This window comes from Marinobacter sp. SS8-8, from assembly GCF_030540945.1.
Classification (GTDB): Bacteria; Pseudomonadota; Gammaproteobacteria; order Pseudomonadales; family Oleiphilaceae; genus Marinobacter.
The window spans coordinates 216,058-238,253 of record NZ_JASSVN010000004.1; the positions used below are offsets into that span (position 1 = coordinate 216,058).

14 protein-coding genes and 1 tRNA gene are annotated in these 22,196 nt (G+C 58.7%); 7 read left to right on the forward strand and 8 right to left on the reverse strand.

Annotated elements, in window-relative coordinates:
- Positions 1-73 precede the first annotated feature (73 nt).
- Entirely contained in the window at positions 74-754 is a 681-nt protein-coding gene (locus tag QPL96_RS06490) for a GntR family transcriptional regulator (RefSeq protein WP_303286417.1), read from the reverse strand.
- Between the two features lie 586 nt (positions 755-1,340).
- Positions 1,341-2,516 (reverse strand): ShlB/FhaC/HecB family hemolysin secretion/activation protein, encoded by a 1,176-nt coding sequence (locus tag QPL96_RS06495; RefSeq protein WP_303286418.1) that lies wholly within the window; start codon positions 2,514-2,516, stop codon positions 1,341-1,343.
- A gap of 367 nt (positions 2,517-2,883) precedes the next feature.
- Between QPL96_RS06495 and galU the strand changes: the two genes are divergently transcribed.
- Positions 2,884-3,720 (forward strand): UTP--glucose-1-phosphate uridylyltransferase GalU, encoded by an 837-nt coding sequence (gene galU / locus QPL96_RS06500; protein ID WP_303286419.1) that lies wholly within the window; start codon positions 2,884-2,886, stop codon positions 3,718-3,720.
- A gap of 18 nt (positions 3,721-3,738) precedes the next feature.
- Here galU and QPL96_RS06505 read toward each other — a convergent pair whose 3' ends face one another.
- The gene (locus tag QPL96_RS06505) at positions 3,739-3,975 is read right to left on the reverse strand and encodes a hypothetical protein (RefSeq protein ID WP_303286420.1); all 237 of its coding nucleotides are present in this window, start codon (positions 3,973-3,975) and stop codon (positions 3,739-3,741) included.
- Between the two features lie 290 nt (positions 3,976-4,265).
- Here QPL96_RS06505 and QPL96_RS06510 point away from each other — a divergent pair, with 290 nt between their 5' ends.
- The 6 genes from QPL96_RS06510 (at position 4,266) to QPL96_RS06535 (ending at position 17,569) form a co-directional block, all read left to right on the forward strand.
- A complete protein-coding gene (locus QPL96_RS06510) occupies positions 4,266-5,339 on the forward strand; it encodes a hypothetical protein (RefSeq protein WP_303286421.1) in 1,074 nt (357 codons plus the stop codon).
- Between the two features lie 103 nt (positions 5,340-5,442).
- Positions 5,443-6,531 carry a hypothetical protein gene (locus QPL96_RS06515; protein ID WP_303286422.1) on the forward strand — a complete coding sequence of 363 codons (1,089 nt, stop codon included), beginning with the start codon at positions 5,443-5,445 and terminating at the stop codon, positions 6,529-6,531.
- 153 nt (positions 6,532-6,684) lie between these two features.
- A complete protein-coding gene (locus QPL96_RS06520) occupies positions 6,685-7,635 on the forward strand; it encodes a DMT family transporter (RefSeq protein WP_303286423.1) in 951 nt (316 codons plus the stop codon).
- A gap of 55 nt (positions 7,636-7,690) precedes the next feature.
- A tRNA-Val gene (locus QPL96_RS06525) sits at positions 7,691-7,767 on the forward strand.
- A 329-nt stretch (positions 7,768-8,096) separates the two neighbouring features.
- Positions 8,097-9,062: a universal stress protein gene (locus QPL96_RS06530; protein ID WP_303286424.1), complete on the forward strand. Its 966-nt coding sequence runs from the start codon at positions 8,097-8,099 to the stop codon at positions 9,060-9,062.
- Positions 9,062-17,569: a glucoamylase family protein gene (locus tag QPL96_RS06535; RefSeq protein WP_303286425.1), complete on the forward strand. Its 8,508-nt coding sequence runs from the start codon at positions 9,062-9,064 to the stop codon at positions 17,567-17,569. The genes QPL96_RS06530 and QPL96_RS06535 overlap by 1 nt, the downstream gene beginning before the upstream one ends.
- A gap of 42 nt (positions 17,570-17,611) precedes the next feature.
- Here the strand turns inward: QPL96_RS06535 and QPL96_RS06540 are convergent, their stop codons facing one another.
- The 5 genes from QPL96_RS06540 to dapA form a co-directional block, all read right to left on the reverse strand.
- Positions 17,612-18,619 (reverse strand): NAD-dependent epimerase, encoded by a 1,008-nt coding sequence (locus QPL96_RS06540; protein WP_303286426.1) that lies wholly within the window; start codon positions 18,617-18,619, stop codon positions 17,612-17,614.
- Between the two features lie 29 nt (positions 18,620-18,648).
- On the reverse strand, positions 18,649-19,383 hold the full coding sequence (locus tag QPL96_RS06545; RefSeq protein WP_303286427.1) for a TIGR04219 family outer membrane beta-barrel protein: 735 nt from the start codon (positions 19,381-19,383) through the stop codon (positions 18,649-18,651).
- 32 nt (positions 19,384-19,415) lie between these two features.
- Positions 19,416-20,129, reverse strand: coding sequence for a phosphoribosylaminoimidazolesuccinocarboxamide synthase (gene purC / locus QPL96_RS06550; protein ID WP_303286429.1), 714 nt, complete (start codon positions 20,127-20,129; stop codon positions 19,416-19,418).
- Between the two features lie 45 nt (positions 20,130-20,174).
- Positions 20,175-21,176, reverse strand: a complete 1,002-nt coding sequence (gene bamC, locus QPL96_RS06555) for an outer membrane protein assembly factor BamC (RefSeq protein WP_339750310.1) — start codon at positions 21,174-21,176, stop codon at positions 20,175-20,177.
- Positions 21,177-21,307: 131 nt separating this feature from the next.
- Complete coding sequence (dapA, locus tag QPL96_RS06560) at positions 21,308-22,186, reverse strand: 4-hydroxy-tetrahydrodipicolinate synthase (RefSeq protein WP_303286430.1); 879 nt, start codon at positions 22,184-22,186, stop codon at positions 21,308-21,310.
- Between the last annotated feature and the right edge of the window lie 10 nt (positions 22,187-22,196).

Below are 22,196 nucleotides of genomic sequence, written 5' to 3' on the forward strand. Positions count from 1 at the left end.
ACCCCGCGGGGTCAGACCCCTTTTTCAAACTCGGAGTTAGACCCTTCTTCACACTTCGAGTCAGACCCCTTTTTCAGATCGTCAGATCGCCTTCCTGGATTTTTTTCTCGATATTCAGGCGGGCGGCGTTTATGTGTCTTTTCATCAGGAACTCGGCGAGTTCGCCATCGCGCTGGGCAATGGCTTCGACGATACGCCGGTGTTCCCCCAGCGCCCTATGGGGGCGGCCGGTGAAGGTGCTTAACCGGTAACGGTACATCCGCACCATATAGTAAAGATCACCCAGTAGCATCTGGGCCAGTTTGGTGTTGCGGCTACCGGTGGCGATGCGGTGGTGGAAATCGTAATCGCCTTCAGCCTGGTAATACGCCTGGCCCTGGGCTTCCTCAATCATTTGTTCGTGGGTATCAAGGGTGCGCTGAAGGTCCGCAATTTCCTGGTCGGTCATGCGCTCGGCGGCCTGGCGTGCCGCCAAGCCCTCCATCACTTCCCGGATTCGGTAGAGTTCCATCAGCTCCGAGGCGCTCACCGAAACCACCTTTACCCCGGCGTGCGGGCGGCGTACCAGTAATCCACGGGATTCGAGTCGACCAAGGGCTTCCCTCAAAGGGCCACGGGTAAGATTGAAACGGGAACAGAGTTCCACTTCGCCGATTTTCTCGCCGGGGATGAGATCGCCTTTCACGATAGCCGTTTGAAGACAATCAAAGGCTTCGTCTGCGCGAGTGTAGGTTTGAATGATGGCTTCAGACATACTTTGTCAACAATAGTGACTGGAATTATCCGAAATTTACGCTTTAGAGACGATATTGTCAACAATCCATCGAACAAAGATTGATCATCGTGGATATGGCACCCTCACCTCCCCAGCACCACCCCGCGGCCACGGGGTTAACTTCCTGTTTCTCCATGCCATACACTTTCTTGCTCTGTCGGCACCATGTCCTGCTATCGCCAGGTTTCTGCCATTACCTGGTCGCCCGGCTTTAACTATTTTTGCTTAACAAGGTGATGCGCCAGCCCCTTCTGAGCCGCAACACGCCACCAGGGGTCCAACAGCTCCGCCCTCCGGGCGAGGCGGACATTTCGTGCCAGCGCCTGGTGAAGACGATTGGGCCTCGGGCGTACTACCCTTCTTCCACCGCTGTCGCGCCTGGCAGCACGGGCAATTGAGCGGTACCCATGTGTAGAGAAAGCACGGCAACGTGAGCAGCGTGAGCAGCGTGAGCAATCTTGCCCCTGAGCGCTTAGTTCTCCAACCCCATTAACATTCCTTGGAATAGTAATGGGGCACCTGCGGTCGGAGCATACTCAAGTGACAACGTCTTAAGGCTCGGGGGTCAGATCCCCATGGACAGCGAGAACCGCACGTCCGGATAATCGGGCATTGTCAGGGCCATGGTGGAGGCACGGATCATCCGGCCGACGCTGACGTTGGCCGTAAAGGCCCGGCCCTGCATCTTCAGTGAGACCTGGCCGGCGCTGGCGTTGCCGTGGCGGCCTGTCTGGGCCCCGTAATCGGGAATCCAGCCCTGCAGCACGGCAAAATTCACACTGGACAATACGCCGTCTACGTATGGCATGGGCCAAGCAGGGCTGGCAGTATCGAATCTCAGCCAGCCACCTCTGAACACAGAAATGGACTGACCATTGAAACCGGTAAGCATGGACGGGCCGGCGACCGTCAGGTATTCCGACGACGGGAGATCTTCATCCGCAAACTGATACCGTCCGTTCACCCGCCAGTTCCACTGGAACAGTTCATGCTCAATAGAAGCGGACACGGCGACCTTATAGAACTCCCTTTCGTCTACCATGTCATCACGCGACGGATAATCGGTTGCAAGGAATTCGCGGCCACTCAACGCCAATATCCGGGTGTTGGCAACCAGGCCGGCTCCCAGCTCACGACCTCCGTTTGCCTCCAGGCCAATGGACGAAAGTTGGTAACGCGATTCTGAGACCAGGCTGTCTTCCTTAAAAAATACGCTGTCTCGCCCCCGATGCCAGGCAATGCCATCAAAGGCCATGCCAAACCGGGAGAATAGCGGTCTGCTCGCCCCCAGACCGAACACACGGGATTCACTGCTGGCGTTAAAGCGGCGACCAGCATTGCTGGCAGCATACTCGTAACGGGATCTCCCCGCCTCGATCCGCAACTGATTCGCCCCTGCCGGGAAACGATAGCGGAATGACGCGGCACTGGAATCGGTCTCGTTCTTGTAGGACCGGCCATCACGGTAGTCGAACCCAATAGCATCACTCTCACCGAGCAGTCTGTCTGCGGCAACGCCCACAAAGCCATCGATGCCATCACTGTTCAGTTCCGTCTTGCCGGAAAACTTCAGCCGGGACCTCAACCAGTGTTCGCGCTCCTCCCGGAACGCGTCCACACTGCCGGCTAAATTGCTCGAATAGGGCTGCCAGCCATTGCGAAGCCACGAGCCGCCGTCTTCGGCGTAGAGAGGCTGACTGACTATGCACCACAACAGTGCAGTTAAAAATGGCGATTTCAATGTGATAAGGTCCTGCCAGATAGCGCCGGCCGCAGCCCAAAAGGAAAGCTGCTTAAGCTAAATAATTTTTCATACTAGGAATGTATTGCACCCGGGACGATAAATCCAGTGGCCGTTTCCAAAATTTACAAAGTGAATATGTCGATAATACAGCCACCTACTGATGCAATTGAAAGTTTTTTCTATTCAAATCAACAGACAATCCCGAAGGTGACATGGCGTCTTTTTTACCGATCTTTACATTTCAGTACCGGGGCCTCCATTCAGGCCAACAATCTGGTTACACTTGGCATACTTTATGAGTCCCCCTTCACGGACAACCGACTGGCAACAGGCGGTGACCCAAGCAAATATAAGGACAAGCGTTATGATCAAGAAGTGCCTGTTTCCCGTAGCCGGCTACGGTACCCGCTTCCTCCCGGCAACCAAGGCAATGCCCAAGGAAATCCTCCCGGTGGTGAATAAACCCCTGGTTCAGTATGGCGTTGAGGAAGCCGCCGAGGCCGGCATTCACGAGTTCGGCTTCGTAACCGGGCGAGGCAAGCGGGCTATCGAGGATCATTTCGACATCAGCTATGAGCTTGAGCACCAGATTGCAGGATCTGGCAAGGAGGATCTGCTGACATCCATCCGTGATCTGATCGATCACAACAGTTTCGCCTTTACCCGTCAGAATGAAATGAAGGGTCTGGGCCACGCCATACTCACCGGCCGCAATCTGGTGGGCGACAACCCGTTTGCGGTGGTTCTGGCAGACGACTTCTGTATCGGCCCCGAAGGGGGAGACGGTGTTCTGGCGCAGATGGTGAAGCTTTACAACCAGTTTCGCTGCTCTATCGTTGCCATTGAAGAGGTGCCTGCGGACGAAACCCACAAATACGGTGTGATTGCCGGCGAATCCATGAAAGATGGGCTTTACCGGATAACCGACATGGTTGAGAAGCCGGCTCCGGAAGACGCACCCAGCAACCTGGCCATTATCGGCCGCTACATTCTGACGCCGGACATTTTCGAGATTATCGAGCAAACGCCGGCTGGCAAGAACGGTGAAGTACAGATTACCGATGCCCTGCTGGAGCAGGCAAAAAAAGGTTGCGTGCTGGCTTACCAGTTCAAGGGTCGCCGTTTTGACTGCGGTAGCATCGATGGCTTTGTGGAAGCCACCAACTACGTTTACGAGAACATTTACAAGAAAGGCAAGTAAAAGCTCCGGGCCGGATGATCAGCGACCCAGAATCTGAAGAATCATTCGCCGGTTTTCCGCGGTTGTCCTGCGGAACCGGCGAAGCAGTTCCACCTCCTCTGCTGTCAGGTGCACCCGCTCAAGTTCTTCCTCCAGCTCATCCAGCGACAACAGCAGATCATCGCTTTTATCGAGGGCAATTCCAGGCAGTTCAAGTTGCCCGTCGTATTCAGGCTTGCCTGGCTCCCAGTGCTGAATGAATTGCAAGTGCTGCATAGCCATGTACCTCGTCATTCAAACCAGGACCCCAGCCCCGGTAAATGCCCTGCGAAGTGAATCAATCCGGAAATGTAACGCACAAACCGCTTAGCGCACAATCTGCCTGTACCGGATATAGCACTGCCAGCGCCGGGCACTGGCACAGCGGGCATGAAACTCAACGGCCCGGGAATGTGACCCGCCGCTCAATCCGGGCAGATTCTGTTCCATAAACCGGCCAGAATTTTGGTGTGCGCCGCAAAGCCCGTTATGTTTAGGGGCGCTGGAACAAGAAAGAGACCTGATGCATGACCCGAAAGGCGCTACTGCTTCTGACACTGGTATCCACCAGCGTGGTCGGGATGGGGTATATCCTGTCTGACAAGAATCGCCCTGCGTTTCGATGGTTGACTACCCTGGCCACCGGAGCGCCCTCCGCACCTGTGGAGAAAGCCGCCTCCACAGCCCCTGTCGTTTTACCCTCCACTGACCCGACGCCGAAGCCACCCTCAGGCAACGCCCTTGGCTTTATGCTGGCCAGTGTTGCCGAGCAGTACGAACAGTCTACTCGCTACCCTGCCTGGTCCATCCCGCTCAGCGACGCTCAGGCAACCGCCTACCAGGGCAATCGCTACGAGCCGGTCAGCCTCCCGCTGGAGGGTGATGGGCAATTTACCGTCACACTCGAGAAATACCGGTTCACCCGGGGCGAGACGATTCTTGTCGCCGCCGCCATCCAGGGCGCCCAGGTTGTTGGCCGCTCGCTCACAGCAACTCTTGAAAAGCCGGACAGCCGGCAGACTGTTGCCAGTATCACCCTGGAGCAAGCCGGCTCGGCGGGCTATTTTGAGGGAACGCTGGAGGCCAGCGAGGAGCCCGGAGAATACCGCCTGATCGTCGAGGCACGCCTGGACGCGCGGCCCGTTCGTCACGCATCACCGCTTACCATCGAGCCTTATCTCGGCGATTTCGGGGGGCTCGGCGAGCCTTACGTGAGTGACAACAACCTGATCATTCCGGTTAGGTTCTCGCCCGAGGAGCCTGGTTTCTATGCGCTCTCCGCCCAGTTGTACTCGGGTCAGCGGCCTGTCGCCCAGTTGCAGGTGGAGCAGCGGCTGGACGGCACATCAGACACCGTCAACCTCAAAGCCCACGGCACCGTGTTAGCCAACGAGACTGAGGCTGGTCAGTTCCAGCTGCGCCACATCCAGATACGCCAGCTGCCCGCCAGACCCGGCGACCGGACCAACTATGCGTTTGGGCCCAGGAAAGGCTACGTATTCACACCCCCGGATCTCGACAACCTGACGGATACGCCGGCGGTGAACCCTGAATCGGAACAACGGGCGGTGCTGCTCCGGCAGCTTGCCGACAAGTTCTGATCGCAGGGCCCCGGCCCTGCACCGGCTTGACCCCGGGTTGTACCGCCGAAATTGGCGGAGAAGCGTCTTTTCACAACAACAACTCAGCAAAGACGGAGCTAGCATGACAACAACAAAGATCGGAAGTGCCTGCAAAGCGGCCCTGGCGGTCGCCATCACCGGCAGCCTGTTTGCCGGAACCGCCCAGGCCCGGCTGGCCGGGCACAACGTAATCCTGGTGCACGGCTTCCAGCAGGAAGACCTGGCGAACCCTCCGGCAAACCTCCAGGAAGTCAAAGATGCCGGCGAGGACTACTGGCGAACCTTCTGGCTGTCCCGTGCCGAAGCCCGCATAGACTGGGGCAGCAATGGGCGAATCGAGGGTGGCATTGCCCAGCAGGCCTATGAGCAAGTTCGACAGATCAGCCAACAGGGCCTGTGTAATGACTATTGCGTCATCGTCTCTCACTCCACCGGCGACCTGGTTATCCGCTACCTGCTGGAAAACCAGGCCCGCTGGCTTCAGTCCGAAGGCCTGCAACCCCTGAAGATACTGGCAGCCCTGGACTACTCCGGTGCGGGCGGGGGTACCGAACTGGCGAACCTGGCAATGAGTCTTGCCTACAACGACAGCTGGTACAACTGGCCCCTGCGTGCAGCTGTGAAGGCATTCACCGGTATTGAACCCGAACCGGGCAAACTGGGTGTGGTGAACGACCTGCAAACCAACATGGCCCGCAACCTGGCTGTGAGCCCGAACTCGATTCCGCGGTTGCGTTTTGTTGCGGGTGGCTCCTCCTACGGTGGCATCACCAAGCCCTTTATTGCAGGAACCGACGACGGCGTGGTGCCTACACATTCGGCCTGCGGGGCCACCACGGCGGACGGGATCGATTCCTGCTCTTCGGGCATCAGCCTCGCCGGTAAGATTACCAGCCAGAATGGTCCTGATGGGCTTTACTACAATCACTACCCGGTACTGATGAATGAGGGCGTCACCCACAGCGGTGTGCTCGGGTCCGAAACCGGGAACATTTCGGTGCCGGTGGTGAACAACACCACGCTGAATGGCCTGCGGGTGGATTTCGCCAGCCGCACCTACAATCAACGGGCCTGGTGGCAATGGTGGGGGTCCGGTGACCGGTATATTGAGGTTCCGGGGTCAGACCAGACCGACATGTCCAACCTTGTATACAGCACTCTCAACAACTGAACCACTGAAACAACGGTTCAACAAGGCATACTGCGGCTCAGGGACGAGCCCTTCCGGTCTCGGTAGTTTTACCCATCTTTTCTTTTTGGTTCGCAAACTATACATTGGTGCGCTTCCCACTGACTCTCCGGTTGCCGGCAAAGCGATTACCCGATGTCTGACGCGCACAAATCCGATCTGTTACTGGTTGTGGTCACCCTGTTTGCGGCTATCAGCTGGATGTTTTCCAAAGAAGCGGTTCTGCTGATGCCTCCGCTGATGTTTATGGCAGCCAGGTTCCTGATTGCCGGCGGGATGCTCGCTTTCTTTGCCCGCCGCTCGCTGATGGCCCTCAGCCTGGATCAGGTTCGCCGCAGTATCGGTGTGGGCCTGGTGTTCGGCACCGCCATGACTTTCTGGGTAATGGGCCTGTTTCATGGCACCAGCCTGGGTGAAGGCGCGTTTCTGACCAGCCTGGGCGTTGTCATTGTGCCTGTCATTGCCCGGCTGGTATTTCTGGAAGCGCAGCCGCCAAGCACCTGGCTGGCAATACCCATCGCCGTTGCCGGTCTTGCCCTGCTCTCGCTGAAAAACGGTTTTCGGCCAGAAGCAGGCCAGGTCTTCTTCGTGATGGCGGCAACCATCTTCGCCCTGTATTTTACCCTCAACACCCGGGCTGCCAACCAGAGATCCGTGGTGAACCGGCTTGGCAAAACCGTGGAAAAGCACCGGGTGCCCGCCCTGCCCCTGACCGTATTGGCACTGTTGACGGTCGGCCTGCTGACCCTCACGGAATCCATGATTCTTGAGCAGTGGCAGCCAACCCTGAGCGAGCCGCACCCTCTGCTGGCCTGGTGGGTTGTGGCCAGCGCGGTGATAGGTACCGCCGGACGCTTCCTGATCCAGACCTATGCCCAGAGCCTGTCCGCAAACAGCCATGGCGTAGTGATTCTGGTCCTTGAGCCGGTCTGGGTGGCCCTGTTCGCCGCAGGCTGGTTTGGCGAGACCATGACAACAATCCAACTGGCCGGCTGCGGCCTGATTTTCGCAGCGTTGATCGTGAACCGCTGGGCCGTGCTGAGCCGAGTTATCAAGGCGAAACTTCGAAACCAGAAAACCGCATAAAAGTGGTTGACCAAGATCGGCGAAATCCGTATATTTCGTCCCCGTTGCAGGACACAGGACCATAGCTCAGTTGGTTAGAGCGCTACCTTGACATGGTAGAGGTCCCCAGTTCGAATCTGGGTGGTCCTACCAATGTTCAACAAAGTACATTGATCCTGCACTCTTCTTTGCAAACCTCCTCAATACCGACCTAACGCAGTACCAGCCTTAGCTGCTATTTTTCTTGTTCTTTGATCCCCATGCCTTCCTGTACAGCAAGCGACGTCGCCCTCATTTAGAAAGGGTGGATTACCGTTGCAACGGGCCAGCTCTGAGACTATAAGTGTTAGGGTCATTCCATGGATTCAATGCTTCAACACTAAGGAGCGGACCGGGCGTTTTGCAGGAAGCACCTCCCATCAAGTTTGTTGTCTGGTTATTCCCTGTGCCGGTGCTCTGAAGACTGAGCGAGGGGCACCGCTATGTTTCAACGCATTGTCGTACCGCTGGACGGCTCCTGTCTGGCTGAATGGGCGCTGCCTCATGCCATTAATCTGGCCAAGGCTCTCGACATAAAACTTGTGTTAATTCGCGTCCTGCGGCAGGAAAATGACAGTCACCATCACTACCCTGCCGACCCTGTCGCCTGGGATGCATTGCAGGCAGAGGCCGCCGCGTATCTCGACTCAGTGGCTTCAAGACTGGGTGCTCTGGGGCTGCAGCTCGAGACAGCCACACTGGAAGGCGAGCCGGTCGATCAAATCATCAGCTTTGCCAGGAAGGACGGTCAGACCCTGCTGGTAATGACCAGCCATGGCTTTGGGGGCATCAGCCACTGCATGCTCGGCAGCGTGGCCCACAAGTCCATCCTTCAGGCCCACGTGTCGTTTCTTTTGGTACGTGCATTGAGCGATCAGTGTAATCCCCTGCAGGAGTCCCATTACAACCGGATGACAGTTCCCCTCGATGGCAGCAGCCGGTCCGAGTGCGTCTTGCCCCTGGTTGAAATGCTCTCTCGCCATAATGAAAGCACTGTTGATCTGGTCTCCTTTGTACCCTCGCTTGGCCATCACTATCAGATTGCCAGGGACGATCCACGGCTCGATACAGTCAGGGAGCTCGAATCCGAATTCAGGGCCCGCATCGAGGAAAACCTGACACACATCGCAGACCGCTTGAAAAATGAGGGGCTTCATGTTCAGTCGAAGGTTGAGGTTCGGGACTCCCCGATATCGGCTCTCTGGGAAATGACCCGCAAGGGTCAGTCCGACCTGGTGGTGATGGCCGCCCATGGGAACACCTGCGTCAGCCATTGGCCGCTGGGCGCCCTGCCCCTCAATGCACTGGTCTATGGTGAAACCCCCTTGCTGGTCCTTCAGGATCTCGAACCCGATGCAATCGAACTCACCTTTACCGAAAAGTCCGCGCGTGAAGCCTGGGGGCACTGATGGCCCTAAACAACGAAAAAAGTCGGCGGCCGGATGGCAGCGTCGATGCCGGGGAGATGCTGGCCGACGCACCAGGTGCTCAGCAGAGCCCGTGGACAGCCATCGGGCCGGGCACACGCAAGGCTCACCGGGCACTGGGCGACACCCTGAGCCGCTATGCCCACCGGCTGGACCGAGTCCATCTTGAGCTCTATACCCTTAGAAACGATCTCTCCGCCGCAGCGCCCTGGATTGACTGGTATATTGACAACGAATATCTGATACGCCGGATTCTGCGCATGTTACAGCGGGACCTGTCGGCCGATTTTGTTGCTCATCTGCCCGTATTCGTGTCCGGGCCAATGGCCGGCCAGACCCGCGTTCAGGAAATCGCACGCGTGGCACTGGAGCGCTCGGAGCAACGGTTCGACGATAACGTCCTCGAGACTATGGTGCTGGAACAAAAAGGTACCGCCCCCCTGAACACAGCAGAACTCTGGGCGCTGCCGCTGCTTCTGCGTTACCAGGCCCTGATGCTGGTCATGGAGACGGTTCAGCGGCGATCAATTGACCTGGCCTCCCGTGACTCACACCGGGGCATGGTCGAAGTTGAAAGCCGTGACCTGGTGGCCGATGGCATCCTCACCCTGCACCGGATTGAGCGCACCAGTTGGCAAGAATTTTTCGAACGTACGTCCCAGGTTGAGGCCTTGCTCAGGCAGGACCCGGCAGGGGCCTACGGGCTTATGGATTTCAGTACCCGGAACCGCTACCGCACCCGGATTGAACAGCTGGCCCGACGCAGCAAAGCAGATGAACTTGCAGTCGCACGATGCGTGTTGAACCTCGCCCGGGACGCCAGCAAGGTGGAACAGGCATCCACACCTGCATCCGGTCACATCGGTTACTTCCTGCTCGGCGAGGGATATCGGATACTGGAGCGGCAGATCGATGTTCGTCCAGACCGGGTCAGCCGATCAAAGCGCTGGCTGGCTCGTCATCGCCAACCGCTCTATTTCGGCTGCCTGTCACTGACAGCGCTTATACTGTTTGCCATCCCCGCTGCCTACGCGTTCATCCGGGGCGGTCTCTGGCAGGCTCTACCGGTCACCCTGGTGGTGGCGGTACCCGCTTTGGTTCTGGCATCGATTCTGGTGAACTGGCTAGCCACTCTGACCGTGCCCGCAAGGGTTCTGCCCAAGCTCGACTTCACCGACGGCATTGATGCTGATCACAAGGCGGTCGTATGCATGGCCCTGCTCATCGCCAGGAAAGAGGACGTTCAGAGCGCCATTGACCAGCTTGAGCGTCATTACCTTGCCAATCCAGACAACCAATTGCGTTTTGGCTTGCTCACCGGCCTGTTCGACGCCACCGAAGAAATCACGCCGCGGGACAAGGGGCTGCTGGCCCGGTTGCGAGCAGGCATTGGGTTGTTGAACGAACATTACAGCGATGATGGCCACGCCCCGTTTTTCTGGATGCACCGGGCCCGAAGGCTCAACCCGCAAGACGCCATCTGGATGGAGTGGGAGCGTAAGCGCGGCAAGCTCAAGGAATTTAATCACTACATACTGACCGGTGAACGCGGCTCTTTCACCGACGTGGCGGGTGATGTCGAGTGGCTGCGACAGGCGCGGTACGTCATTACCCTGGACGCCGATACCTTGCTGCCTGTAGACGGGGCGCGGCGTCTGGTTGGCACCATTGCCCATCCGCTGAACCAACCGGTATGGGATGAAGAAACCGGCGAGATCCGCTCCGGTTACAGCATTCTGCAGCCCCGTGTTGAAATCAATCCCATGACCGCTACCCGCAATATTTTCACCCGAATCTTTTCCGGTGACCGGGGCCTGGACCTTTACACCCTGGCCGTCTCGGATGCCTACCAGGACCTGTTCGGCGAGGGCATTTTCACGGGCAAGGGGCTCTACCAAGTAGCCGCGTTCGAGACCAGCCTGCGCAATGCGGTGCCGGAAGGCTCCGTACTCAGCCACGACCTTTTCGAGGGCATTCACGGGCGCACCGCACTGGTCAGCGACATTGTCATGTACGAGGAGTATCCGCCCGAATACCTGTCGTTCGGTCGGCGACTGCATCGATGGATACGCGGGGACTGGCAGCTGTTGCCCTGGCTGTGGCCAACTGTTCCGACGGAAACCGGTGAGCGCATACCCAACCGACTGTCCGGGTTACACCGGTGGCAGCTGGCTCACAACCTGCTGCGCAGTCTTCAGGCGCCCTGGCTTTTGCTGCTGCTGTTAATGGGCTGGTTTGCGCTTCCCGGCTCACCGCTTCACTGGACGGCTCTGGCCATGCTCACCCTGCTGGTCCCAAGTTTAACGGGTTTCGTTGGGCTGGCCCATGCCACCGTCCGCAGGCGGCGGGCAGCGCAGCAGATTCAGAACCTGAAGGGCGATCTGAAACGATGGCTGCTCGTTGTCGCCTTTCTGCCCCAGGAAGCCGCACTCACCCTGGATGCCGTGATTCGCTCGGTGTACCGCAGCCGCGTCAGTCACCGGCGCCTGCTGGAATGGACACCGGCAGCTTTGGAGGCCGGGCGCACCGGCACGTCCACGCCATGGAAATATTGGCGCGCCATGTGGGCAGGACCGGTCAGCGCGCTGGTCATTACACCACTGCTGGCCGCCAGTACACCCATGACGCTGATCTACGCCATCCCCATTCTGCTGCTCTGGCTGGCGTCACCGCAGTTGGCCTTCCTGGCTCGCCGGGACCGAAAACCGCCGATGGAAAAAATCCGTGCCGAAGACCGGACACACCTGAGAAGACTGGCGCGCCGCACCTGGTATTTTTTTGAACGGTTTGTCGGGCCGGAAGATCACTGGCTGCCTCCTGACCACTTCCAGGAGGAGCCCAAGGGTGTCGTTGCTCATCGCACCTCACCCACCAACATCGGCTTGCTTCTGGTCAGCAACCTGACAGCCTATGACATGGGTTATGTGGATGCGCAAGAACTGGTCATCCGCTCGCGCAACACGCTGCGCTCCATGGAAAGCCTGCCAAGTTTCCGAGGCCATATCCATAACTGGTGCGACACCCATCACCTCACAACCCTGCCGCCAGCGTATGTGTCGACCGTGGATAGCGGCAACCTCCTCGGTTCTCTGCTGGCGCTGAAGCAGGGGCTGGCGGGACTTGAGGACGATCCTGTCTGGCGCTTCAACCAGTTTGAGGGGCTGCTCGATGCGATCGGCGTGCTTGAGGACTCGCTCCAGGATCACCCGGGAACAGCCCCAAGGCGACACCTTGCCAGGGCGCTGGTGGACATTCGCAAACGGGTCATTGATGTCCGCCTCGCGCCCCGGCAATGGCCCGACTTGATTGAGACACTTGCAAACCGCCTGGTCAAGGGCCTGGACCCGGCTGTGCAGGGCGTTTTGCTCGAAACCCCATCGCTGCCACCGGAGGTTTTGGCCGACATGCGGCTTTGGCTGGAGCGGTCACACCATCACCTCGAACGCATGTTTCAGTGCCGGGATCAGTTTCTGCCCTGGTGGTCGGCACTGGACACCTGGCCAACGGTCAACAAGGGTGAGCTGACGCCCGAGCAATATGAAGCCTGGCTGTCACTGGAGCAGTCACTCCTGCAACCCCCGACCTTCCATGGGCTGACCACGATGGAGTCGCGGCTTCAGCCTTTGATTGACCAGCTCACGGACCCCCGCCAGGACGGAGCTTTGACTACCAGCCTGCAGCGTTGGCTACAACCTCTTTCAGGCCACATCAGAAAAGCGGGCGAGGCCGCCAGTTCCCTGCTTGTGACGGCCCAGCAGCTGGCCGATACCTGCGAGAACTGGTTCGCCAATACCGATATGACCTTCCTCTACGACCGGGAAAAAAAGGTGTTCCGCATTGGGTACAACGTGGACCTAGGCAAACTGGACGACAACGCTTACGATCTTCTTGCCTCGGAAGCCCGTCTGGCCAGCTTTCTGGCCATCGCCAAAGGCGATGTTTCCGCCCATCACTGGGTCCACCTCGGCCGGCCGCTGACCCGCGAGCAAGGGCAGCCATTGTTGCTGTCCTGGAGCGGTACGATGTTTGAGTACCTGATGCCCCAGCTGTTGATGCGAGAGCCGGCAACAACACTGCTCGGTCTGAGTGCCCGGGGCGCCATTGACCACCAGATCCGCTATGCCACGAGCCGGGGCCTGCCCTGGGGCATCTCCGAATCGGGCTACTACCTGCTGGACGGCGCCCAGAACTACGCCTACCACGCTTTCGGGGTGCCGGAACTGTCGCTTCGAAGCAACAAGGGAATCGAGGATTGGGTTATCGCGCCCTACGCAACCTTTCTGGCCCTGTTCTGGCGACCAAAAGCCGCCTTCGACAATCTCCGGCACCTGGAGAAACTGGGCATGCTGGGGCGTTATGGCTTCTTCGAAGCGCTGGATTACACCGAACGCCGGATGGATGTGGGCAGCTCATACAGCATCGTGCGCAGCTACATGGCCCACCATCATGGCATGTCGCTGATCAGTCTGGGTATATCCCTGAGTCCGCAACATGCGATATCGCGATTTTCACGGGACCCGCGGGTCCAGGCCTGCGAACTCTTCCTGCAGGAACGGGTCGATCTGGATGCAGACATCGAATACCCGACCCACAGCGAGGAAGAAGTCAGCGTCAGAGGCACTCAGGAAGCCCCTGCCATCACTCCCTGGGAAATTCCGTTGGATAGCCCGACACCACGGGTTCATCTGCTGTCCAATGGCCGGCTGAACGTCCTGGCGTCGAGCTGGGGTGGCGGTGGCACCCACTGGAATTCGGACGCCATTACCCGCTGGCGGCCAGACAGCACCCTGGAGCGATGGGGAAACTGGCTCTATGTTCAGGATCTCGACAGCCGCGATATCTGGTCCATTCCACGAGCGCCGGTGAAGGGCATGGGCCTCCGGGAGCATGTGCGTTTCCATAGTCATTGCGCCGAGTACCAGCGCCACGACCAAAGCCTGATACAAACGCTCGAAATAACGGTGTCACCCTGGCACGACGTTGAATTACGACGCATCACGATCACCAATCACGGCGATCAGTCGCGACACCTGAGATTCACCAGTTACGCAGAAATTGTGTTGGCCGACCCCCGCGCCGATAGCCAGCATCCGGCCTTCGGCAACCTTTTCGTTCATTCCGACTATGTATCTGCCCGTTCACTGCTGCTGTTCGAGCGTCGCACCAGGGACCCGGATGACCAGGCACCGGTGGTGGGTGAGGTCATTATGGGCCTGTCCGGTGTGCTGACACCCGATGCCATGGAAACGGACCGGGCTGCCTTCCTCGGTCGCGGCGGTTCCATCGCTCATCCGCGGGCACTGGAAGCAGGCAAGGTTTTGTCCGGCTCGCTGGGATACACCCTCGATCCGGTTGCCGTCTTGCAGAAAACCATCCACATCAAACCCGGAACATCCGTCCAGCTCGCCTTTCTGCGCATTGTCGGAGACAGCCGCGACGATGTGCTGGCAACCGCCACACGATTTGCTTACTGGCCGCGCGTTCAGCGAACCTTCGACGAGGGTCAGGCCCAGGCCAGTCGGGATCTCTGGCGCAGCAAGCTCAGCAGCGACGAATTCCGTACCCTGACTGCCGTAACGTCCGCGTTGCTGTATAACCAACCGAAACTTCGGGCGCCGGTACCGGTACTGACGGAAAACCGGCTTCAGCAGGCCAACCTATGGGGTGTGGGCATCTCCGGCGACTTCCCCATTGTGGTGGTACAAATCGGTCGTGAGGCGGATCTCGAAACCGCCCACCTGCTGCTGAAAATCCACTCGTTCTGGCGCAAACGCAACTTCAAGGTTGACCTGATCCTGCTGAATACCGGGGACACTGGTTACGAGGGCACCACACAAGATACCGTCCGGCGGTTGCTGGCCCAGCACAGTGCCGAGCCTTTTGTCGGCAGCCGGGGCGGCGTTTTCCCGCTCACTGCCGATGCACTGAGTAAGGAAGAAGTGGTTCTGTTACAAACTGCCGCAAAGGTGATGCTGGATGCCACATCCGCGTCGCTATCGCACGCGCTCGATATGCTGGAGCACGGTGAGTCCCCTCTGCCAAGATTGCGGGTGCGGCCGTTCGATGCCCTGCCACCGATCACTTCGCAGTCGCTCCCGCCCCTGCCACCTCTGCGTTTCGATAACGGCCATGGCGGCTTCACCACCGATGGCCGGGAATACATAATCACCGTCAGTCATCGTACGCCGACACCAGCACCCTGGATCAACGTGCTTGCCAACCCGGCATTCGGCTCGATCCTGTCGGAATCCGGCGGCGGCTTCAGCTGGCACCAGAACAGCGGAGAAAACCGGCTGACGCCCTGGCGCAACGACCCCACTCTGGATGAGCCGGGCGAGTGCCTTTACCTCCGGGATGAGGAGACCGGCGCCGTGTGGGCACCGACCTCCAGCCCGGTGCCCCATGAGTCCACTTACCGAGTCAGCCATGGCGCCGGTTATACCCGCTTTGAACATATCCGCCATGACATCGGGAGCCGGATGACCGTCTTTGTGCCGCCCGACGACCCACTCAAGATCGTCCAGGTAACCCTTGGCAACCGCTCGGACCGGCAGCGGCGCCTGACGCTGACTTACTACGCAGAATGGGTTCTGGGCACCCGCCGGGAAGAGACCGGCCAGTATATCCAGCCGGCTTTCCTTGCCGAGCAGCGTGCACTGATCGCAGCCAACCCCTATAACCCCGACTGGCCCGAACAAATCGCCTTTCTCGCTACCGACACTCCCGTCCACGGCTACACCACCGACCGCAGCGAATTCCTGGATCGCCAGCGCGGTCTTGAAAAGCCGGCCGCTTTAAAGCGAGTGGGTTTGACCAACCGCGTTGAACCGGGACGTGATCCCTGTGCCGCGCTTCAGGTGTATGTGGATCTGCCGGCATCCGGCGAGCAGACTGTGACCTTCTTCCTTGGCGCCGAAAACAATTTTGATGCCGCCCTGACACTGCTGAACCAGTACCAGAAGCCTGACGCCGTCGCCAATGCATGGGAGGCCACCAACCAATACTGGGACCAGGCCCTGGGCGCGCTGACATTATCCTGCCCGGATGACAGTGTTGCCTTCATTTTCAATCGCTGGCTGCTCTACCAGACCCTGGCCTGCCGTATCCACGGTCGCAGTGGCCTGTACCAGTCCAGCGGCGCGTTCGGTTTCCGCGATCAACTGCAGGACTCCATGGCCACGCTGCATGCCCGCCCGGATGTCTGCCGTGCCCAGATTCTTGCCGCCGCCGCCCGCCAATTCCCCGAAGGCGATGTTCTGCACTGGTGGCATCCGCCTCACGCGCGGGGTGTTCGCACGCGGATTTCCGACGACCTGGTCTGGTTGCCCCTGGTGGTCAGCAAATATCTGGAAACAACCGGTGACACCGGGCTTCTGGACGAACCCGTACCCTGGCTTGTGGGGGATCCGCTGGCCGACAACGAGGCGGAACGGTATGCGCAGTTTGAGCCTTCAACGGCCACCAGTTCGTTGTACGACCACTGTTTGCGGGTACTGGAGCGTGCTGACCGTCTAGGTCCCCATGGGCTGCCGCTGATTGGTGGCGGGGACTGGAACGACGGCATGAATCGAGTTGGCCTGGGTGGACACGGCGAAAGTGTCTGGATGGGCTGGTTCCTGATTCAGACCCTGCAGCGCTTCGCGCAGGTCTGTTCCGGCCGGGGCGATGAGGCCACGGCGAACAATCTCAGCGCCCGGGCAGCCGGTCTGGCCAATGCCCTTCATCAGCAGGCCTGGGACGGAGACTGGTATCGGCGGGCTTACTACGACGACCAGACCCCGATGGGCTCCGCGGGGCAGAAAGCCTGCGAGATTGATTCCATTCCTCAGTCCTGGGCGGTTTTATCCGGCGCTGCCGAACCCGACCGTACCCGACGCGCCATGACATCAGTCTGGGAGAGACTGGTCAGGACGGACCCGGGCCAGGTGCTTCTGTTTACGCCTCCGTTCACCGGCCGGGGCCAGGGCCAGCCTGACCCCGGCTATATCGCCGCCTATCCACCGGGTGTGCGTGAAAATGGCGGTCAGTATACCCACGCAGCCTGTTGGGTTGGGCTGGCATTCGCTGCCCTGGGCGATGCTGAGCGCGCCAGCGCTGTGCTGGACTGCCTGAACCCGGTCAGACACGGGGATTCCGCAGAGCGGATCGGGCACTATCAGGTGGAACCCTACGTGCTGGCTGCCGACATCTACGGCGAGCCTCCCCATGTCGGGCGCGGTGGCTGGACCTGGTACACCGGCTCCGCCGGCTGGCTCTACCGTTTTATTCTCGAAGGCATTCTCGGAATCCGGCGCGTGGGTAAAAGCCTGCAGGTGTCGCCATGCCTGCCGCCACACTGGCCGGGGTACACCCTGGACTACCGATTCGGCAAGAGCGTTTACCACATCAGGGTACAACGCCGCACCGAATCAACGTCCGACATCGACGGGCCCGGTTGTATTGCACTTAAGGATGATGGGGCCGAGCATACAGTCGTGATTGATGTCTGACGCGCGGTGGGCACCGACCTTATATTTCAATCACCTGTGTAGTCAGACTCTGTAAAAATCCCGATACCAGTCCACAAAGTTGGCAACCCCTTCGTCAACCGTGGTTGACGGCTTGTAGCCCACATCTGCGATCAGGTCATCGACGTTAGCGTAGGTCGCTGGCACGTCACCGGGCTGCAGGGGCAACAGGTTCTTTTCGGCTTTCTTCCCCACTCTTTCTTCAATAATCTCGATAAAGCGAGACAGCTCCACCGGGTTGTTACTGCCAATGTTGTACAGGCGATAAGGTGCTTTGCTCGTGCCCGGATCAGGGGTTTCGCCACTCCAGCCCTGGTTTGGCTCGGCCACGTGATCCAGGGTGCGGATCACGCCCTCCACGATGTCATCAATGTAGGTGAAATCCCGGCGGTGGTGGCCGTGATTGAAGACATCGATGGGCTCGCCAGCCAGAATTTTCCTGGTAAAGATAAACAGCGCCATATCCGGCCGACCCCAGGGGCCGTAGACCGTGAAGAACCGGAGGCCGGTGGTCGGCAGGTTGTACAGATGGCTGTAGGTGTGTGCCATGAGCTCGTTGGCCTTCTTGGAGGCTGCGTAGAGACTCAGGGGGTGGTCCACATTGTCATGCACCGAGAAGGGCATGGTCTCGTTGGCACCGTACACGGAGCTGCTGGAGGCGTACACCAGGTGTTTCACACCGTTGTGACGGCAGCCCTCGAGGATGTTCATGAAGCCAACCAGATTGGCGTCCACATAGGCGTTCGGATTGTCGATGGAGTAACGCACCCCGGCCTGCGCCGCCATGTGCACCACCCGCTCCGGCCTGTGCCTGACAAAGAGCGCTTCCATGGCGGCCCGGTCAGACACATCCTCGCGGACTTCGGTAAAGCCCGCTTTGCTGGTCAGCCGTTCCAGGCGAGCTTCCTTCAGGTTCACATCGTAATAGTCATTGACGTTATCAACGCCAATGACTTCATCACCCCTGTCCAGCAGTCGGTGAGCCAGGTGTGACCCAATAAAGCCCGCAGTACCGGTTACGAGAATCTTCAAGCGTCTCTCCTTTGAACGAAAGGCCGGCCTTAGAATGAAACGCCCGCACTCACAAACGGCCCGCCGATTTCCACATCCAGCCGGTCGTTGCCGTCTTCGTAATCAATGGACATCTGGCGATAGCCGGCCCGGAACCGCAGAAGTGCTATTTCATACTGGCCGTAGACGTTGAAATCGAGCAGCGAATCGCCGCCATAGCTGATGAAGTTGCCTTCCGTGCCCACCGATACGCCGGTGAACGGCAGGTCGAAGCGGGCAGCAAGGTAGCCCATGGGGATAACGGCATCAACGCTGGTTTCGCTGGTGGCCAGGCCATTTACTTCCTGCACTGTGAGATCACCGGCAAGATCACGGGCGGTCAGGCCTAGATCCAGGTTAACCCAGTTATCGAGTACTTCGTAATACAGGGTCAGGTCCAGTTGCTCAAGGTCGAAATCGGATTGGACCCGGGCATTGCCGGGTATGTCAATAAAGCCCGAAGTACCCAGTTCACCACGGCCACTCTGTTCAACCAGCGTGTAGTTTAACCGGATATTCGGCAATACCGGAACCGGATGCTCCAGGTACAGCGAGGCGTTGGCAGTGGAATCGCCGCCCAGGTTCAGGTCGTTTTCGACATCGACCACGTCGTTGTTCGTCGCAGCCTTACCGGACAGATCGGAATCCCAGTAACTTACACTGGCACCCAGACCAACCACGTCCGCCTGGGACAAAGGCGCCACCAGAATCAGTGAACCGCCCACAGCAAGCATCAGTTTACGCATGACCCACCTTTCTATTTTGTTGTCAGTTTCAATCAGTCGAACCGGATTCCCAGACGGCGCCCGACTTCCTCGTAGCTCTCGATAACCTCGCCCAGGCCCTGGCGAAAGCGGTCCTTGTCCATTTTCCTGCGGGTTTCCCTGTCCCAGATCCGGCAACCGTCCGGACTGAACTCATCCCCCAGTAAGATCTTCCCTTCACTGCGACCGAATTCCAGCTTGTAGTCCACCAACAGCATACCGGCGTCGTCAAACAGGGCCTTGAGCACATCGTTCACCCTGTAGGTGAGCTCTTTCATCTGAGCCAGTTCATCGGCTGTTGCCCAGCCAAAACTGATCGCCAATGACTCGTTGACCATCGGGTCATGAAGCGCATCGTTCTTGAGAAACAGCTCGTAGGTGGGCGGGGTCAACGCCTGGCCCTCTTCCACACCCAGGCGCCGACACAGACTGCCGGCGGAGATGTTGCGAACCACACACTCAACCGGAATCATGTCCAGTTTTTTTACCAGGGATTCGGTGGAAGACAGCAGCCCTTCGAAATGAGTAGGCACGCCCGCTGCTTCCAGCTTTTCCATGATGAACGCATTGAACCTGTTGTTCACCATGCCCTTGCGGTTCAGCTGTTCCTTTTTTTCGCCATCAAAGGCAGAGGTATCATCACGGAATACCATCACGAACCGTTCAGGGTCGTCAGTACGGTAGACGGATTTCGCCTTGCCGGCATAGAGTTCTTCACGTTTTTCCATCAGGAGTCTCCGAAAAGCGGTCGCATCAGGTGGCCGCTTTCTGAATCAGTATAGGTAATCGAACAGTTGCGTGAGCAGATCCGACGTTGACCGGCTGCCCGTGTAATCCGGCAGGCGCTCGGCAGAAATGACAATTGCATCATCACGCTGGCTCAGGTTCACAGTGTGGCTATGCCTGGGGGCTTCCTTGTCACGGAACCAACTGAACCAGCCCGGACTGCGCTCATCTTCGGTACGGAAATCAACCTGGAACCACCCTTCAGTGCGGTTCAGGTCTACAACCGGGATGCCGGAATCCGTAAGCGCGCGACTGACTTCCGCCCAGGCGCGGCCGTAGTCCAGCTCCACACGGATAGCAATGGCCTCTTCATTCTCCAAGATCAGGCGGACCACAGGATCCCTGGCCATCCCTGATGCGGCACGGGAAAAGGATTTGCTCTCTTCCCGCACCCTGAGAAATTCGCCCATGTCCGCCAGCAGGCGTTTCTGCAAGGCCAGAGCCTGCTCCGGAGGATCGGATGCGCCGCTCCAGGGAATCAGCTCGTCCGGCTGACCGGCAACTTCCAGCTTACGCACCTGAATTTCCGTGGTTTTGCGCCGAACGCCAGGTGTTATGCGGACCTGAAGGACCACTTTCTGCTCTCCGGCCGAGGGATCGTCAGACAATTCCACCAACTCACGGGCACGCTTGCTGAAGTTGGCCAGTTCACTCTGCAGAATTCCCAGTTGCGGACTGTCGAAGCCAACACCAAGACCGCGTTCCGCCAGATAGGTGCTCATTGCCGGCCAGATCCTGCCGGGCACATCGTTCACCAGCAACCAGACGCTGCCATCAAGCTCTTCGATCACATAATTCTCATCGAGGATATCGGAGGTCATATCCGGTGGCCGGGGAATCTCGGTTGGATACATTTTGCTGGCGTCGGCCAGTCGGACGTCACGGATTGGCATGGCCTGGCTGAAACGGGAACCATCGGCCGTTTCCGGGAGTTCCAGCGGTTGCCCTTCCCTGGCATTTACATAATGCTCGGATCGGTCTTCAATCATACCGCATCCGGAGACTGTTGCCACAAGCAACAGCCCGCACAATACAACAACGGGTTTAGCCATGAAGGTATTACCGGTTCCTTGTAGAACCTGCATCTGGTTACTCCGGGTCGGGGACGATTTCAGCAAACTCAGAGTACACCTGAGGCCTTGAGAGCATCTTCCACTTCGCTGTGGAACTTTTCACTGAGCGGTGTCAGCGGCAGGCGAATGCCTTCGCCGATCATGTCCATTCGATGCAATGCCCATTTCACGGGAATCGGGTTGGCTTCCAGGAACAGCTTCCGGTTGAGCGGCATCAGCAACTCGTTGAGGCGCTCTGTTTCCTCACGATTGCCTGCAATCGCCGCTTCGCACAGCCGCGACATACTCTTCGGAGCAACGTTAGCGGTAACGGAGACATTGCCTTTGGCGCCGGCAAGCATCAGTTCCGCGGCTGTGGCGTCGTCGCCGGAGTAGACCGCAAGGCGCCCGTCCAGAGCCTCAATCAGTTCGGCACCCCGGGGTAGGTTGCCGGTTGCATCTTTAATACCCACAATATTGGGAATATCCGCCAGTCGCAGTACGGTCTCGTTCAGCATGTCACAGGCGGTCCGGCCCGGCACGTTGTAGAGCATCTGGCTGATGCCCGGGACGGCTTCGGCAATCGCCTTGAAGTGCCGGTACAGGCCTTCCTGGGTCGGCTTGTTGTAGTATGGCACCACCAGCAGGCAGGCATCGGCACCCAGCTTATGGGCTTCGGTGGTCAGCTCAATGGCTTCGCGGGTGCTGTTCCCACCGGTACCCGCAATAACCGGAATCCGGCCGTTCACGCGTTTAATGATGTGGCCGACAACCCGGCAATGCTCTTGCGGATCAAGCGTTGCGGATTCGCCGGTGGTACCGACAGCGACAATACCGTGCGTGCCGTTTTCCATATGAAAGTCGACCAGTTTGTCCAGATCCTCCCAGTGAATTTCACCGTCTGGATGCATGGGCGTGACCAGTGCGACAAGGCTACCCGTAATCATAAAAGCTCCG